Below are 15,789 nucleotides of genomic sequence, written 5' to 3'. Positions count from 1 at the left end.
GCGGTCGGCCGGAGCCGACGGAATCGGTGTCAGGGACGGGAGCGTGGCCAGATCGAACGTATAAACCTTGTGGCCAGTGTGCTGGCTCAGAAACTCCGCGAGAGGGACATGTGGGTCGTGTGTGTAGACGGGAACGAACCATGACACCACCACTGCGGAGCCGACACCGGCGCGCGTTACTCGGCGTCGTCGGTCTCGTATTCGTGACGGCCGGCTGTCTCGGGGCACCCGGGACGGAGGTCGACGATCCGTCGGCCGTCGCCGATCAGGTCGAATCGCGGTACGAACGACTGGACGGATTCCAGGCGACCATGATCCAGCGGGTCACGGTCGAGAACGACACCGAGACCGCACGGGCGACCGTCACCTTCGACAAAGGTGACTCGCTCCGGATCGCCTACGAGACCGGCCCGAAAGCCGGCGAGGTCGCCGTCATCGAGAACCCGTCGGCGAAGCTGTTCGCCGGTGACGCCGAGACCGACGCCGAGGCCAGCGCGCGCTTCGGGACGGTCGCCGCCGACCTCGTGCGCGAAAACGAGGTCGTCTTCGAGGGCACCGAGCGACTCGACGGTCGCACGACGGCGGTCTTCTCGATCACCCCGCCCGAAGACGCCGCCACGACCCAGCCGGAACGGCGCGTCTGGGTCGACGCGAAGCAGGTCGTCCCCCGCCGGATCGAGTCGACCTGGACCGACGACGGACAGCGCGTGAACGAGACGATCCGCTTCGAGAACGTCTCGCTTGGCGACCCCGGCACGATGCCCGCCGGTTCGTCTCCGGTAGCGGGAGGTGGGGCGGCATGAACCGCGACCGCGGCCTCCTCGACCGCATCGGCGGCCCGGTCGTCGTGTTCGCCGTCGTCGGCCTGCTCGTCGGCGCTGCACTCGTCCCCTACGCCTGGGGCGCGTCGACGGGACCCGACGGCACCGTGGCCGTCGTCGAAGTCCACGGGACGATCAACGGCGACACCGCCGCGGCGGCGATGGCGGATCTGCGTGAAGCCCGCCAGAACGACTCCATCGAGGCCGTCGTGCTGGACGTGAACAGCCGCGGCGGGCTGGCGTCGGTCAGCGAACAGCTCTATCTGGCAGTGAAACAGACCAGCGAGCAGATGCCGGTGATGGTCGCCGTCACCGGCTCGGCGCTGTCCGGTGGGTACTACACCAGCGCACCGGCCGACGAGATCTACGTGACGCCGGCCAGCACCGTCGGCAGCGTCGGCGTGCGGGCTGTCGTCCCGCCACAGGGCGCACCGGACAATCAGATCACCACCGGCCCCGACAAGACGACGACCGCGACCCAGGCCGAGGCGCGCCGCCGCGTCGAGGCCCTCCGGCGCGCGTTCGTCGGGAGCGTCGTCGCGGAGCGCAACACCAGCCTCTCCGCGTCGGAACTCTCCTACGCCAAGGTGTACTCGGGCACCAGCGGCGTCGAACTCGGGCTGGCCGACGAGGTGGGCGGCCTCGACGCCGCCATCAGCGCGGCCGCCGACGAAGCCGGCCTCTCGGACTACGAGACCGTCCGGATGGAGTCACCGACGGCGAGCCCGCTGAGCCAGATCGGCCTGAACGCCTCCGGCGACGACACCGTCGACGTCGACACCACCCAGTACTTCATGTTGCACGGACAGCTGGACGTCTCCGACTCTGCGACCCAAATCGAGGTGACAATCAATGGCACGAACTGATCTGTTGAAAGGCGTCGGCGTGTTCGCGGTCGTCGTCGTGGTGATCGTGGCCGCCACCGTCGCCACCGGCACGCTCCTGTCCGACTCGTCGACCGACGCCAGCGTCGACGCACCAGCCTACGACGACCAGTTACTCCCGACCGCCGTCAACGACGACGGCAGCGTCGGCGCACCCGACGGCGACGAGACCAAGACCGTCGTCATCGACAAGAGTCACGGCAACGCGCTCAGCGAGAGCGAGATGCAACCGTTCGTGGACGCGCTGGTCCGAGACGGCCACGACGTGCGGTTCTACACCGGCGGCTCCGGCGGGAGCGGCGGCTTCTCCGGCGGCATCTCCAGCGGATCGTCCGGGCTCAACGCGACGCTACGCTCGGCCGACGCCTTCGTCGTCGCCAACCCCGCCAGCACGTACACGACCGGCGAGATCAACGGCCTCGACGCCTTCGCCGAGGCCGGCGGCCGCGTCCTCCTGCTGGCCGACCCGGTCGACCCGAGTTCGTCCGGGACCTCGATCAGCCTCCCCATCGGCACGTCGACCGGCAGCACCGTCACGCCCGGCCAGCCGACGAACCTCGCCGCGAACTTCGGCGTCTCCTTCGGCGCCGGCTACCTGTTCGACATGACGGACAACGCCAACAACTTCCAGCGGATCTACGCCCAACCCAGCGGCGATAGCTCGCTCACCGAGGGCGTCGACCGCCTCGTCTTCGACGACGCGACGCCGCTGGCGACCAGTAGCGACAGCACGGCTGTCGTCGAGAGTCAGGACGCCCTGCTCTCCTCGACCCGCCGCGGCAGTACCTACACGGTCGCGGCAAAGACCGGCAACGTCGTCACTGTCGGGGACACGAACTTCCTCGAACCGGCGAGCGCGACCGTCGCCGACAACGACGCGTTCGTCACCAACCTCGCCGACTTCCTCGTCAGCGGCGACAAGGAACCCGGCGCTCCGGAACCCGCGGGCCCGTCGACCGGCACCGGCTCCGGCGACTTCGGCGGCCCGAGTCAGCCCGGCACCACGCCCACGGTCCCGAGCAACGGCACGTCCTTCCCGACCGGGAACGGCACCAGTCCGTAACCGGCCCGGTCACTCGCCCGCCGTCTCGACTCTGACTTCGGCCCGGGCGAGCAACGCCTCGCTCAACCCGCTCTTTCGATGTTCGATCAACAGGTGGCGGTACACGTCGGCTTCCGATCCCGCCCTGCCGTCACAGACCGGACACCGGAATCGAAGGTCGCTGTCCGCGTCGGTCGCTGCCACGTCGGCCGGTTCGAGCCCCAGGTCGAGCAACTGTGTGCTCATGTAGCCCCGGCTACGGAGAGGACGCACAAGGTCGCTTCTAGGAGCCGTCCCATCCCCTCGGTGAAATATATAGAGCCCGCACAGAGTCACTGCACCGGACGCTCGGGCCGCTGTGCCCACCGGGTTCCGCTCTCGACGCGCGCCGCACCCTCCGGGAGGGCCACGTGCGGGCCGTACTTCGTCCCCGCCGGCACGTACGACAGCAGCCGCGCCTTCGGAATCACGCCGAAGTCGGCCTTCCGGTGGCACTCGATACACAGCGACACCACGTTCTCCTTGTAGTGAGCGTCTTCCTTCGTGAATCCCCGAGCCTCCGCGAACACGCGCACCGGGACGATGTGGTGTACGTCCGGATTCCGTCCGATCTCTTCCTTGGACTTCCCGCAGTGGGTACACTCGTAGCCGTCCCGCTCCAGTGCGAGTTTCCTGATGCGATTCCAGCCTTTCCCGTAGTTGCCGGTGTCACCACCCTCCCAGTTGGGGTGTCCCTCGCCGGTGAACGACTCGGAGAGCCATTCCCGTCGACAATCTTCGCCACAGGCGACGATTTCACCGGTCACTCTGCCGGGATAGCGTTCGACTGTATCGCCACACACGTCACACTCGAATTCCTGCTTCCCACCGTTCCACCGTGGGTTGTTCTCACCACTGATGTCTCGTTTCGGCCGCCAGTCTTCTGATTCGACGCAGGGTGGACAGTAGAGCCCCTTCTTTTCCGACGGATAGTATTCGAAGGTTCCGCCGCAGATCTCACACTCCGTTTGGGTCTTCCCACCGCTGTAGTTCGGATTGTTCTTTCCCTCGTACGAGACCGCTGCATCCCGGCAGTCATCCGAACAGTATCTTTTCTCGTGTTTGCAGTGAAATGCCGTCCCACACTCGGCACACTCCCGGTTCGGTAGTTTCTCGCCGTGTACCTGACTGTGATGAACACCGAGTCCACGGCGACTGTCAAATCCCCGACCACAGGTCGGACAACTGTGTTCTGACATCCAGACAACTGTTCTGCGGTTTGGTAATTAAATTCGAGTCGTCCGGAGTGAAAGTAGAGCGGTGGCTCGCGGGTTAGTTTATGTAAAATAATTTATGAGTCCGGGCGCGGGAATCGAACCCGCTTCCCAGCCACCACAAGGCTGGAGGATACCAGTACCCCAGCCCGGACGCGCTCGACACGAAACTGTAGGCCGCCTGCTCCTGAAATACGTTACGACTCCCGGGACGCCCTGCAACGGGATGACAGGGCACTCACCAGTCGTTCCGGCGGTCAGTCCACGAACTGGCCGTCCCGGAGTTTCGGCACGACCGAACTCGTATCGAACGTACAGAGGTCCTCGACTTCGTTCTCGAAGCCCAGGCCGCCCAGCCACTCGGCGGTGCCGCTCTCGCGGACCTGGGCGGCGAGGTCGTCGGGCGTGAAGTTCGCCGCCTCGTCGGCGTAGTGGCGGCGGATCAGCTCGACGCCGGCCGAGTCTTCGGGCGTGCGGTCGCCCTGGCGGCCGGCGGCGACGAGCCACACGTCGCCGTCTCGCTCGCGCAGGTGGTCGGCCACGGCGGCGGCGTTGACGGTACTGCCGATCAGGATCGGTGCGTCGGCCCCGATCCTGTGGACGGCGCGGGTCCCGTTTGAGGTGAGGATGCCCACCGGCCGGTCCGTGAAGTCCCGCTGGGCGATCAACGAGGGGAGCGGCGAGCAGTCGAAGCCGTCGACGGGCTGGCCGCCCTGCTCGCCGACGAGGAGGGCGTCCGCCGTGTCGGTCTTGAACGCGCGGGCGGCGTCCGCGTCGGCGAACGGCCGGACGTAGCGCGCGCCCGCCTCCAGCAGGCGGACGATGCTGGTCGAGGAGATGATCACGTCGACGACGACGAAGGTCGCGTCGGGCGCGGGGTCGGGCACGTCCTCCAGTCGGTCGACGGTGTGGACGGTCATCAGAGGGGGCGCTCGCCCTCGATGATCTCGACGGCGTGGTCGGCCATCGTCGGGACGCCGTCTTCCATCATCTGGTAGAGCGTGTTGTCGGAGTTGCCCATCAGGTAGCGAGCGAAGAACATCTCCCCCAGGGCGGCCATCTTGTACACGGCGAGAACGCGGTAGAACCGCTGGTTCTCGACGGTGACACCGGTCCGGTCCTCGTAGCGTTCGACCAGTTCACCCCGAGTGAGGTAGGCCTCGTCCTGGGTGAACGTGGGTGCCATCGTCTGCATCAGCGGCGTCAGGTCGTCTTCGGGGTCGGGCCAGAAAAAGAGCAGCCAGCCCAGATCACAGAGCGGGTCGCCCAGCGTCGACATCTCCCAGTCGAGGACGCCGCCGATCTCGGGCGGCGATCCCGGGGCGAATATCACGTTGTCGAGTTTGTAGTCGCCGTGGACCAGCGCGTGAGCCGACTCGTCGGGGACGTTGTCGTCGAGCCAGTCGCCGATACGGTGGATCTCGGGGACCTCTCGCTCGGCCGTGGTCTCCTCGAAGGCCCACTCGAACTGCTCGGTCCAGCGGTCGACCTGACGCTGGGCGAACCCTTCGGGAGTGCCGAAGTCGCCGAGACCAACGGCCTCTACGTCGACGGTGTGGATAGCCGCGAGGGTGTCGACCATCTCCTCGCCGATCCGTCGGCGCGCGTCGGCGTCCGAAAAGCGATCCAGTTCGACGAAGCGCATCACGTCGCCCTCCAGGCGCTCCATGACGTAGAACGGACAGCCCATCACGTCGGTGTCCTCGCTCTCGGCGACGGTCGTCGGGACGGGCACGTCGGTGTCCTGCAGGGCGTGGACCACCTCGTACTCCCGGAGCACGTCGTGGGCGGTGTCGGCGGTCTCGCCCGGCGGCGGGCGGCGGATGACGAGGTCGCGGTCACCCCAGGTGACAAAGAGCGTCTCGTTGGAGAATCCCTGATCGTGTCGTTCCACGTCGAAGGTGTCGGTCTCGCCCAGCCGCTCCGCGAGGAAGGCCCGCAGGCGGTCGCGGTCGACGAGATCGGTTTCGTCTGGCATTGCCACGGAGTAGCGTGGTCTGCAGTAAATGCGTTGTCATCCCCCTGGCACTATCCGAGGGGGTTAAATAAGCCTCGGTAGGGCGGCAGTGCAACTAACCCCCCGGTTTCACACTGTTAGGGTATGGAGCTCACGTACCAGGATTCCGAGCGAGCGCGCGAGGTGGCCGAGCGGACACGCGCGTTCGTCGACGAGGAAGTGCTGCCCAGAGAGCGGGAACTGCTGGGGCAACGGGACGCTTCGAGTGACGCCGACCGCCAGGAAGAGGGACACGAGCTGATGGAGGACCTGCGGGAGATCGCCCGCGAACGTGACGTGTTCGGTCCGCAGATCCCCGAGGAGTACGGCGGCCTCGGCATGGACTTCGCGGACCTCCTGCCGGTCTTCGAGCAGGCCGGCCGGTCGATCTTCGCGATGGGAGCGATGCACGTCGCCGCGCCCGACGAGGGCAACATGGAGATTCTCGAACAGGCGGGCACCGAGGAACAGAAGGAGGAGTACCTCCGACCCCTGGCCGACGGCGAGGTCTCCTCGGGTTTCTCGATGACCGAACCGATGGACGGGGCCGGGTCCGACGCGAAGAACCTGAAGACGACCGCCGAGAAGGACGGCGACGAGTGGGTCATCGACGGCCACAAGTGGTGGACGAGTTTCGGGCACAGCCAGCCGGACTTCCTGATCGTCGTCGCCCGGACCAACGAGGACGCCCACCCCTACGTCGGCACCTCGGCGTTCATCGTGGACGCCGACGCCGACGGCGTCGAGTACGTCCGTGACATCCCCCACATGGGCGAGTCCGGCATGGGGCACGCCGAGGTCGTCTACGACGGCGTGCGCGTACACGAAGACCAGCTGCTCGGCCCGGAGGACGGCGGCCTGGCCGTCGCCCAGCAACGCCTCGGGAAGGCACGGCTGACCCACTGCATGCGCTTCATGGGCATGGCCGACCGGTCGCTGGACATCGCCAAGGCCTACATGGACGAGCGCTCGGCCTACGGCGACACACTGAGCCAGAAGCAGGCCCTGCGGTTCGACATCGCCGACGCCGAGATGCGCCTCCACGCCGCCCGGACGATGGTACGCCACGCCGCCCGGACCATCCAGGCGGAAGGCCAGGCCGACACGGAAGTCTCGATGTCGAAGGTGTTCGCCGCCGAGACCGTCCAGGACATCGTCGACACCTGCGTGCAGGTGTGTGGCGGCAACGGCATCGGCAAGGACCTCCCGCTGGCGGACTTCTACGAGAACGTCCGCTGTTTCCGCATCGTCGACGGGGCCGACGAGGCACACCTGCGCTCCATCGCCAAGGGAGCCTTCGACGACGACGAGATCGTGCCCGAAGAACTGGAGTACGTCACCCGCTTCGGGGAGCCACAGCGATGAGCGCGCTCGAGAAGTTCCGACTCGACGACGAGGTCGTCCTCGTGACGGGGGCGGCCTCGGGCATCGGGAAGGCCATCTCGGAGGCCTGTGCCGACGCTGGCGCGCGGCTGGCGCTGGCCGACAAGGACGTGGAGGGCGTCGAGGCGGTCGCCGCCGACCTCGACGCGGAGACGCTGGCGATCCCGGCGGACGTGTCCGACCACGACGAGGTCGTCGCGATGGTCGAGGAGACCACTGCGGAGTTCGGCGGGCTGGACGTGGCCTTCGCCAACGCCGGCATCGGGCGGCTGGGCGCGACCGTCGACGACTACGACATCGACCAGTGGCACCAGGTGATGGACGTGAACCTCGACGGCGTGTTCTACACGATCCGGGAGGCCGCCGCGGTGATGGAGGATGGCGGCCGCATCGTCACCACGGCGTCGGTCCTCAGCCAGATCGCCTCTGATTTCCCCGGCGTCGCGGCCTACGTCGCCTCGAAGGGCGGCGTCGCCCAGCTGACGAAACAGGCCGCCGCGGATCTGGGCCCGGAGGGCATCCGAGTCAACGCCATCGCGCCGGGCTGGGTCCACACCGGCATCGGCGGCGGGGCCTTCCGCAAGGACTCGGGCATGGACCACCTGCACGAGCGGATGGAGGAGGAGACGATCATGGGCCGGCTGGGCGAGCCCGAGGACCTGAAGGGGGTCGCGCTCTTTCTGGCCAGCGAGGCCTCCGCGTACTGTACCGGGAGCGTGCTGACCGTCGACGGCGGCTGGACGACGATCTAGCCGGCCCGGTTCGCGTTCTCCCCGTCGGCTCGCTCGTTCTGCTCGGCGACCTTTCCGAGGACGAAGGGGGTGACGATGGCATCCAGCACCGCGATGCCGTACGCGACCAACTGCACCGTTCCCTCCAGGAAGAAATACGCCACGAGGACGACGACGAGCGCACCGCTCAGGCCGATGGCGCCACGAATTCGTCTGTCCGCGAGTGGATTGGTTTCGGACATGGGTACGTCGAGAACGAGGACGTGTCGTCGACTTCACTCTTTCTCCCCGTTTCAGACCGGGAAGGCGGCCACACCACTTTTCCGAGAGACTTTTGCGCGTCAGCGGTCAAGTAACGGCCACGCGTGGCCATCACGGACAAGATCTACGTGAAGAACCACCGGCAGATCGCCTCCCAGCTAGAGACCTCCATCCCGAAAGGAGCGTTCTCGGGAGCGACGCTGGACATCCTCTATCAGGGCGACGGGCTGGCCAAGCTCGACGACGCCACCCGCGACCGGGTGCTGGAGTTCGCCGAGGACTTCCTGGACTGTGACTGTGAGGCCAATCCCCACTGTGGCCACCCCGAAGAGAAGTTCGTCGACTACCTGCTGGAGTTGCGCGCCCAGGGGCTGGGTCCCGACGCCATCGTCGACGTGATGGGCGACGACTACATGCTCTATGCCTATCCGGGCGACATCCTCTCCTTTCTCGACGATTCGGTGCGGACGCTGGAGGCAGTCGAAGCACTCGCGGACGTGGACGACGCCCCGGAGATGGCCGACCGGGCGCGACGGCTCCGCCAGGATCTGGTGCGGTAGCTACTCCTCGTCGAGCAGTCCGAGATCGTCGACCACCAGATCCGCGAGGTGGTCGGCGATGTCGGGGTCGACCTGCGCGATCTCCTCGCCGTCGTGGAGCTGGTCGTTGTGTCGCTCGATGGCCTCGCCAACGTCGTCCAGCGGCACTCGGGTCGTGGTCCCGCAGTCGTCACAGAAGACCGGAACGGACGGCTCGTCGTCTGACATCGATACGTAGTACTCGCCAAGCCGAGGGTATAACGGGGTCGGTTCAGGCCTGTTCTGCATCGCCGTCGTGGACGATCACCAGGCTCTCGTCTTCGAGGCGGACGATGCGGGCCTGCACGGCGACCGTGTCGCCGTCTTTCCGGCGGGCGACGCACTCGCCGGTCCAGCGCCAGTCGTCCGCGACGGTCGGGAGGACCGACGAGGCGATCCGGTCGGCCTCGGCGTCGGTGTAGCAGTCCTGCCACGGTCGCCCCTCGATCTCGTCAGGGTCGTAGCCCAGCCGCGTCGCGTAGACGGTGTTGGCGAACTCGACGGTCCCGTCCGGATCGACGATGACGATGCCTTCCTGTGCGGCCTGGGCCGCCGCCAGCCCCCGCTGGGCCGTGGTCGTGGTGGCCTGGTGAGCCACGAGTCGCCGGACGCGCTGACCGAGCAGTTCCAGCGACCGGAGGCCGTTCTTCTCGAGGTAGTCGGTCCAGAGCCCGTCGAACGTGGTCGCGGGAACGTCACGGAGCGATTTGACGGTAAAGAGGACGAACGGGAGCGTCTCGTCCCGGTCTCGAACGGCCGCGAGCAGGTCGTCGCCGTCCGGGGTCGAACCGTCGAGGTTGCTGACGACGCAGTCGACGCCGTCGAGGTGTTCGAGTGCCGTCTCGACCGAGCCGGAGGTGACGACCTCGAACCCCTCCTCGGTCCCGAGTGTCGCGTCGACCAGCGAGGCGAACTCCGCGTTGTCGTCGGCGTAGAGGACCCTGATCGGCGTGGACGGGACAGCCAGATCCGGGCCCGGAAGCTGGTCCGGTGCCGGTCCCGCCGCCGTCGCTTCGTGCCAGTGCCTGCTCATGGTTCGACGGGACAGGTGACGTCCGATTGGATCCAGGCGTGTTCGTTCTCGCTGTCCGAGATCATGGCGACCGTGACCGATCCGAGTTCGTACTCCTCGTAGGTGTCGCCCATCCGCTGTCTGAAGTCGTCGTACATGGTATCAGGCCTCGTAGACCGCGCTGCCGACCTCGATACGGCCGTCGCCCCGAACGGTCACCGTCGTCCCGTCGTACGTGAACGTCACGACGAGGCCATCCGTGTCACTCGCACAGAGCCGATCCAGTGCTTCGAGGTCGATCTCCCAGTACAGCGGCACGTCGAGGTCGGTCGGATCGACGCCGCGTGCGTCCGCTATCGACTCGATCACTCGCGTGCTGATCCGTTCGACCGCCGCCTGTCGTGAGTGCGCTTCCATACACATTCGAAGGACGTTCGTCGGCATCCGTTTCTCCGACATATGCCGAGCCATCGGCCCGATCCGGACGCTATGTGTATAGCCCCGTCCAGCCGATCACCGTGCAGTCGGTCGGTTTTCCGGTGTCCCTGACCATCGTGATCGATTCGCATACCCGGCCGCCACCTGCGCGACGGCTCGGTCTATCGGTTGCCACTTTTGAGCGACTTCGTGTCGACTCCGTTCAATAATCGTGTAGGTTTTTCAACCTGCTGTGCATAGCTAGCCGAGTGCGCGTTCGCGTCCCCCGTCGCCCGGTCGGTCGGGACCGGCCGGGCCGAAGATGGCACTGGGCCCTGGCGGTCACACTCGTGGCCGTCGGGAGTGTGCTGCTGGCGGGCACCGGCGGCGCGTGGCTCCGGACGCTCGCCGGGATAGCCGGTGGTGACGGCGTCGTCCCCGTACTCGTCGTCGGACTCGCGGTCGACCACGACGCCGACGGCGTCATCGACCGCCTGATCGAGCAGGTGCGACGGCTCGAGGACGGCGATTACGACATCGACGTGCCGACGGACCGGGGCGACGGACTCGGTGAACTCGCGACCGAACTCGACGCGCTGGCAGCGATGCTCGCCGCCGCCGACGATCCGGACGTGTCCACCGGGGGCGAGACACCAGCGCCACCACGGGGTGGGAGCCGGTTCGAGGCCGTCTTCGAGGACCCGGGGATGCTCGTCGGGCTGTTGGACCCCGACGGAACCCACCGGCGGAGCAACGAGACGGCGATGTCCTACATCGACGCAGGCCCGGACGACGTCGCCGGCGTTCCCTTCTGGGAGACGCCGTGGTGGGCCGGTCACGAGGACGCACAGGCGATGATCAAGGAGAAGGTCGAGCGGGCAGCGACCGGCGAGTACGTCAGTTACGAGGCGGATCTCACCGACGCGGCCGGCGAGCGGTTCAGCAGAGAGGGGACGATTCGCCCCGTCACCGAGGACGGTGAGGTGGTGTCACTGGTCGTCTCTGCCCGTGACGTGACCGACCGCAAGGAGCGCGAGCGAGACCTCGAACGGTACCGCGGGCTGGTGAACGCGATGCGTGACTCCGCCTGTATCTACGACGCGGACGGGCAGTTCGAGGTCGTCAACCAGGCGATCGCGAACTTCTATCGAACGACGCCCGAGGACCTCGAAGGTACGCAGAGCCACCTCGTCGAACACGTCCGCGAGTCGGGGGCGGACGGGACCGACCCCTACCAGGAACTGGTCGACGGCCACCGGGAGGAGATTCGCGGGGAGTACGAATCGACGTACCCCGAGGCCGGCCACGCGGTCGTCGAGTACCGGATGACGCGTCTGACCGTCGACGGCGAGTTCGGCGGCATCGTCGGCGTCGCACGCGACGTGACCGAACGCAGAGACCGCGAGCGCCAGTTCAGAGCGATCGTCGAGAACACGATCAACCCCATCTACATCAAAGACCGCGAGGGGAACTACCAGTTCGCCAACGAGGCCAGCGCGGAGTTCTTCGGGCTCGACCGGGACGAACTCGTGGGCAAGACCGACCACGATCTGTTCGACGATGAGAGTGCCGCCTCGATCCGCGAGGACGACCGGACGATCCTCGAAACCGGCGAGTCCATCGTCGTCGAGCGGACCCGGCGTATCGACGGCGAGAAGTCCGTCTTCCTCGACAACAAGTATCCGTTCCGCGACGAGAACGGCGAAATCGTCGGTATCATCGGCATCAGCCGGGACATCACCGAACGCACGGAGAAAGAGCGGGAACTCGAACGCTACAAAGAGTTCACGGACGACATCCTCGACGCCATCGACGACGTGTTCTACGCGCTCGACCGGGACGGCAACCTGACGCGGTGGAACGAGAGCCTCCCGGCGGTAACCGGCTACGACGACGCGGAGATCGCCTCGATGCACGCCACCGACTTCTTCACCGAGGCGGATCGGCCCGACATCGAGGCGGCCATCGACGACGTGTCCGAAACCGGGCGGACTCGCGTGGAGGTGGATTTCCTGACCAAGGACGGCGAGTCGATCCCCCACGAGTTCGTGGCGACACGGGTCCAGACCCCGGACGGCGACCCGGCCATCGCCGGCATCGGCCGGAACGTCAGCGAGCGCAGGGAGCGTGAAGAACAACTCCGGGAACGCGAGCGTGTACTCTCGACGCTGATCGGTAACATCCCCGGAATGGTCTATCGCTGTGCGAACGAACCGGACTGGCCCTTCGAGTTCGTCAGCGAGGGGTGTCGCGCTGTGACCGGCTACGACCCGGAGACGATCGAGGACGGCGACGTAGTCTGGGGGGAAGACGTCATCGACGACGACAACGACGAGATCTGGACGACGGTGCAGGACGCCGTCGAGAACCGCGACCCCTTCCAGCTCACCTATCGGATCGAAGACGCGGACGGCGAGCGACGCTGGCTCTGGGAACAGGGCCGCGGGGTGTTCGACGACGGCGGGAACCTCCAGGCGCTGGAGGGCGTCATCATGGACGTCACCGACCAGAAGCGCCGCGAATTGGCGCTGCAGTCGCTCCACGACGCGGCCCGCCGCCTGCTGGGGACCGAAACCGAGAGCGACGTGACCGAACTGGTCCTGGACGTGGCGACCGAGGTCGTCGACACGCCTGCGGTCGGCATCTACCTGCTCGACAGCGAGACGAACACGCTCGAACCGACCGCGTTCACCGACTCCTTCGCCGACCTCTACGACGGACCGCCCGCGGTCACCGTCGGCGACGCCGACTCGCTGGTGTGGAACACCTTCGTCACCGAGACCCGGACCATCGTCGAGGACGGCGAGGCGACCGACGGCACCGGGCTGTTCGACGATGGCGTCCGGAACGGCGTCCTCGTGCCCATCGGCGACCACGGCGTCTTCGTCGCCCTCTCGCGTGACGGGGGACTCGACGCCACCACCCGACAGCTCGTCGAGACGCTCGTGGCGACGACCGAGGCCGCGCTGGACCGACTGGACAGCGAGGCCACGCTCCGCGAACGCGACGCCGAACTCAAAGCCCAGAACGAACGGCTCCGTCGACAGATCCAGATCAACGAGATCATCCGCTCTATCGACCAGTCGCTGATCGGTTCGAACACCCACGAACAGATCGAGCGCGCCGTCTGTGAGCGACTGGTCACCGACGACACCATCAGCTTCGCCTGGATCGGGGCGCTCGACCCCGACGGGGAGTCCGTCACCGCTCGCCAGTGGGCCGGCGAGGGTGAGAGCTACCTCGACGCCATCGCCGCCGACGGCACCGCAGCCACCCCGGAACCGGCCTGGCAGGCCGCCCGGACCGAATCCCCCGTCATCGTCGAGAACGTCGTCGACGACCTCCAGCGGGAAGGGTGGCGCAAGCCCGCACTCGCACACGGCTTCCACTCGGCCGTGGCCGTCCCCCTCGTCTTCGACGAGTACTCCTACGGCGTCCTCGCCGTCTACGCGACCGAACCCGGCGCGTTCGGCGACCTCGAACGCTCGGTGTTCGCCGAACTCGGCGAGTCCATCGCCAACTCGATCACCGCCGCCAAGACCCGTCAGGCGCTGCACGCCGAGACCCTGCTCGAACTCGAACTCCGGTTCGAGGACGCCGACGACCTGCTGGCCCGCATCGCCCGCGAGGCCGACTGCCGCGTCGAGTACGAGGGGCTGGCCAGCGTCCCCGACGACGACGACCGCGTCTTCTTCGTCGCTCACGAGACCGACCCCGACGCCGTCCGCGACGTGCTGGGCGGCCTCGTCTCCGTGACCGACACCCGGCTGATCAGCGACGCCGACGGCTCCCTGTTCGAGGTGACGACCGCCGCCCCGCTGGTCGCCGCGAAACTCGTCAGCCACGGCGGCCGCCCCCAGTCCATCACCGCCGACCACACCGGCATGGATGTCGTCGTCGACCTCCCGACCGGCACCGACGTGCGCGAGTTCGTCGAGATGCTCCAGGAGGACCACCCCAGCGTCGAACTCGTCGCCCGGCGACACGTCGAGCGCAGTACCCACACCAGACGGGAACTCGTCACGACGCTGTTCGAGGCGCTCACCGACCGCCAGCGCGAAGTGCTGGAGACCGCCTACCTCGCGGGCTTTTTCGAACAGCCCCGCGAGACGACCGGCGAAGAACTCGCCGCGATGCTGGGCGTCTCACAGCCGACCGTCAATCGCCACCTCAGACTCGCCCAGCAACGGCTCATGGAACAGCTGTTCTCGACCGAATCGGGAGACAGTCAATAGGTTCGAGACGGCCGGGTCAGATCGACTCGTCGAAGCTACTGCCGATCCGATAGGACGGTTCGTCGTCCTCGTCCTCGTCGCCGTCCAGGTCTTCGAGCTGAATGACCTCCTCGCCCTCCTCGTGGGCGTCGAGTTCCTGCCGGAGCTTCGTCACGTAGCGTTTGTGTTCTTCCAGCTGTTCCCGGAGGTGTTCGGCCTCCAGTTCCAGTCGCTCGTGTTCGCGGACGAAGCTCTTTGGCACCTCGACCTTCGGCGGGAAGCTCGTCCCGCTCGTGTCGGTACTGTCGGTCAACTCGTGTTCCGGGACGACCTCGACCTGGCCGTCGTGGGCAACGAGCAGGTCCACGTAGTCGCGGAAGACGGCCGAGAGCGAGAGATCCCGCTCCTCGGCGATCTCGCGGAGCGTCTCGAATTTCTCCTGGCTCACGCGAAAGGAGATCGTCTTGTTCTTGTTGCCCATCGTACGCCCAACTCGTCACTACTCCTACTTGAAGGTTTGTCAGACGCTCGCACGTTCGCCGTGGCGGGTGAAAGAAAGTCGAGCGCGACCGGACCGCGTCAGGGCGAGGCTTCGACCTGCTCGTCGTCCGCTTCGAGGCTCTCCAGGGCCTCGGTGACGGCCCGACGGTAGTTCTCGACCGGCAGGTCGTACTCCTCGCGAGCCATCCGGACGTACTCGTCGACGGCCGCACCGTCTTCCTCGTCGGCCGCAGTGAAGCGCTGGATGCGGTCGATGGTCCGCTCGGCGGTCTCGACGACCCAGCGGTCGCGGGTGGCCTCGTCCACAGTGGTGATGGATTCGGGCCGGACCGAGACGTTCACCTCGCCGTCGTCGGTCTCGTAGGTCCGGGGTTTGCCGACGACGGAGACGTAGGCCGGGGGCTCCAGTTCCCGGAGCATCGAGGCGGCGTCGGGCTGGTACTGCCCGGCGTACATGAAGAACGTGTCGCCGTTCGGGTCGACGACCCGTCCCTGCCAGTACTCGCTGTCCTCGCCAACGTCCTCGGTCTCCGTGAGCGTGCCCACCAGGAAGATCCGGTTGGCCCGCTCGCCCGTCGGGAGCAACAGATAGACCGGGGCGCGTTCGTCGTCCGATTCCTTGAACGTGTAGCTCGCGTCGTTGAACTCGCGGGCGAACACGCGCCGTGCGACCTCGCGGGATGGGACTGCTGCCAT

General features: G+C 66.9%; 18 protein-coding genes and 1 tRNA gene. 7 read left to right on the top strand and 12 right to left on the bottom strand.

Annotated features, from left to right (window positions below; all coding sequences use genetic code 11):
* Nucleotides 1-140 precede the first annotated feature (140 nt).
* Genes ACOZ4N_RS15405 through ACOZ4N_RS15395 form a run of 3 tightly spaced genes read left to right on the top strand, consistent with a single transcriptional unit; the run spans nucleotide 141 to nucleotide 2,768 of the window.
* Nucleotides 141-803 (top strand): LolA family protein, encoded by a 663-nt coding sequence (locus tag ACOZ4N_RS15405; protein WP_424017253.1) that lies wholly within the window; start codon nucleotides 141-143, stop codon nucleotides 801-803.
* Nucleotides 800-1,687, top strand: a complete 888-nt coding sequence (locus ACOZ4N_RS15400) for a S49 family peptidase (protein ID WP_424017252.1) — start codon at nucleotides 800-802, stop codon at nucleotides 1,685-1,687. Before ACOZ4N_RS15405 ends, ACOZ4N_RS15400 begins: the two co-directional genes overlap by 4 nt.
* Nucleotides 1,674-2,768, top strand: coding sequence for a hypothetical protein (locus tag ACOZ4N_RS15395; RefSeq protein WP_424017251.1), 1,095 nt, complete (start codon nucleotides 1,674-1,676; stop codon nucleotides 2,766-2,768). The genes ACOZ4N_RS15400 and ACOZ4N_RS15395 overlap by 14 nt, the downstream gene beginning before the upstream one ends.
* Before the next feature lie 9 nt (nucleotides 2,769-2,777).
* Here ACOZ4N_RS15395 and ACOZ4N_RS15390 read toward each other — a convergent pair whose 3' ends face one another.
* The 5 genes from ACOZ4N_RS15390 to ACOZ4N_RS15370 form a co-directional block, all read right to left on the bottom strand.
* Nucleotides 2,778-2,993: a hypothetical protein gene (locus ACOZ4N_RS15390; RefSeq protein ID WP_424017250.1), complete on the bottom strand. Its 216-nt coding sequence runs from the start codon at nucleotides 2,991-2,993 to the stop codon at nucleotides 2,778-2,780.
* Nucleotides 2,994-3,079: 86 nt separating this feature from the next.
* Nucleotides 3,080-3,985, bottom strand: coding sequence for an HNH endonuclease (locus tag ACOZ4N_RS15385; protein ID WP_424017249.1), 906 nt, complete (start codon nucleotides 3,983-3,985; stop codon nucleotides 3,080-3,082).
* A 98-nt stretch (nucleotides 3,986-4,083) separates the two neighbouring features.
* Nucleotides 4,084-4,154: transfer RNA gene (locus tag ACOZ4N_RS15380), tRNA-His, on the bottom strand.
* A 103-nt stretch (nucleotides 4,155-4,257) separates the two neighbouring features.
* Nucleotides 4,258-4,920, bottom strand: coding sequence for a 2-phosphosulfolactate phosphatase (locus tag ACOZ4N_RS15375; RefSeq protein WP_424017248.1), 663 nt, complete (start codon nucleotides 4,918-4,920; stop codon nucleotides 4,258-4,260).
* Entirely contained in the window at nucleotides 4,920-5,978 is a 1,059-nt protein-coding gene (locus tag ACOZ4N_RS15370) for a phosphotransferase family protein (protein WP_424017247.1), read from the bottom strand. The genes ACOZ4N_RS15375 and ACOZ4N_RS15370 overlap by 1 nt, the downstream gene beginning before the upstream one ends.
* Nucleotides 5,979-6,101: 123 nt before the next feature.
* Here ACOZ4N_RS15370 and ACOZ4N_RS15365 point away from each other — a divergent pair, with 123 nt between their 5' ends.
* A complete protein-coding gene (locus tag ACOZ4N_RS15365; protein WP_424017246.1) occupies nucleotides 6,102-7,361 on the top strand; it encodes an acyl-CoA dehydrogenase family protein in 1,260 nt (419 codons plus the stop codon).
* Complete coding sequence (locus tag ACOZ4N_RS15360) at nucleotides 7,358-8,131, top strand: SDR family NAD(P)-dependent oxidoreductase (protein ID WP_424017245.1); 774 nt, start codon at nucleotides 7,358-7,360, stop codon at nucleotides 8,129-8,131. Before ACOZ4N_RS15365 ends, ACOZ4N_RS15360 begins: the two co-directional genes overlap by 4 nt.
* Here the strand turns inward: ACOZ4N_RS15360 and ACOZ4N_RS15355 are convergent.
* Entirely contained in the window at nucleotides 8,128-8,352 is a 225-nt protein-coding gene (locus ACOZ4N_RS15355) for a hypothetical protein (protein ID WP_424017244.1), read from the bottom strand. The genes ACOZ4N_RS15360 and ACOZ4N_RS15355 overlap by 4 nt on opposite strands.
* A 123-nt stretch (nucleotides 8,353-8,475) precedes the next feature.
* Here ACOZ4N_RS15355 and ACOZ4N_RS15350 point away from each other — a divergent pair, with 123 nt between their 5' ends.
* Nucleotides 8,476-8,931 carry a DUF5814 domain-containing protein gene (locus tag ACOZ4N_RS15350; protein WP_092658599.1) on the top strand — a complete coding sequence of 152 codons (456 nt, stop codon included), beginning with the start codon at nucleotides 8,476-8,478 and terminating at the stop codon, nucleotides 8,929-8,931.
* Here ACOZ4N_RS15350 and ACOZ4N_RS15345 read toward each other — a convergent pair whose 3' ends face one another.
* The 4 genes from ACOZ4N_RS15345 to ACOZ4N_RS15330 are packed head-to-tail and all read right to left on the bottom strand — an operon-like array spanning nucleotide 8,932 to nucleotide 10,378.
* On the bottom strand, nucleotides 8,932-9,138 hold the full coding sequence (locus ACOZ4N_RS15345) for a hypothetical protein (protein ID WP_424017243.1): 207 nt from the start codon (nucleotides 9,136-9,138) through the stop codon (nucleotides 8,932-8,934). It abuts the gene before it with no gap.
* A gap of 43 nt (nucleotides 9,139-9,181) precedes the next feature.
* Complete coding sequence (locus tag ACOZ4N_RS15340; protein ID WP_424017242.1) at nucleotides 9,182-9,982, bottom strand: PAS domain-containing protein; 801 nt, start codon at nucleotides 9,980-9,982, stop codon at nucleotides 9,182-9,184.
* Entirely contained in the window at nucleotides 9,979-10,119 is a 141-nt protein-coding gene (locus ACOZ4N_RS15335; RefSeq protein WP_424017241.1) for a hypothetical protein, read from the bottom strand. The genes ACOZ4N_RS15340 and ACOZ4N_RS15335 overlap by 4 nt, the downstream gene beginning before the upstream one ends.
* Nucleotides 10,120-10,123: 4 nt before the next feature.
* A complete protein-coding gene (locus ACOZ4N_RS15330; protein WP_424017240.1) occupies nucleotides 10,124-10,378 on the bottom strand; it encodes a HalOD1 output domain-containing protein in 255 nt (84 codons plus the stop codon).
* A 350-nt stretch (nucleotides 10,379-10,728) separates the two neighbouring features.
* On the opposite strand from ACOZ4N_RS15330, the gene ACOZ4N_RS15325 reads away from it, so the two are divergent.
* Entirely contained in the window at nucleotides 10,729-14,613 is a 3,885-nt protein-coding gene (locus tag ACOZ4N_RS15325; protein WP_424017239.1) for a PAS domain-containing protein, read from the top strand.
* A gap of 16 nt (nucleotides 14,614-14,629) precedes the next feature.
* Here the strand turns inward: ACOZ4N_RS15325 and ACOZ4N_RS15320 are convergent, their stop codons facing one another.
* Nucleotides 14,630-15,073 carry a CopG family transcriptional regulator gene (locus tag ACOZ4N_RS15320; protein ID WP_424017238.1) on the bottom strand — a complete coding sequence of 148 codons (444 nt, stop codon included), beginning with the start codon at nucleotides 15,071-15,073 and terminating at the stop codon, nucleotides 14,630-14,632.
* A 98-nt stretch (nucleotides 15,074-15,171) separates the two neighbouring features.
* Nucleotides 15,172-15,789: an RPA family protein gene (locus ACOZ4N_RS15315; RefSeq protein WP_424017237.1), complete on the bottom strand. Its 618-nt coding sequence runs from the start codon at nucleotides 15,787-15,789 to the stop codon at nucleotides 15,172-15,174.

This window comes from Halorientalis pallida, from assembly GCF_049605515.1.
In the GTDB taxonomy this organism is placed as follows: domain Archaea; phylum Halobacteriota; class Halobacteria; order Halobacteriales; family Haloarculaceae; genus Halorientalis; species Halorientalis pallida_A.
Note: the sequence above shows the minus strand (reverse complement) of the source record. Positions and strands in the feature narration are given on the sequence as shown.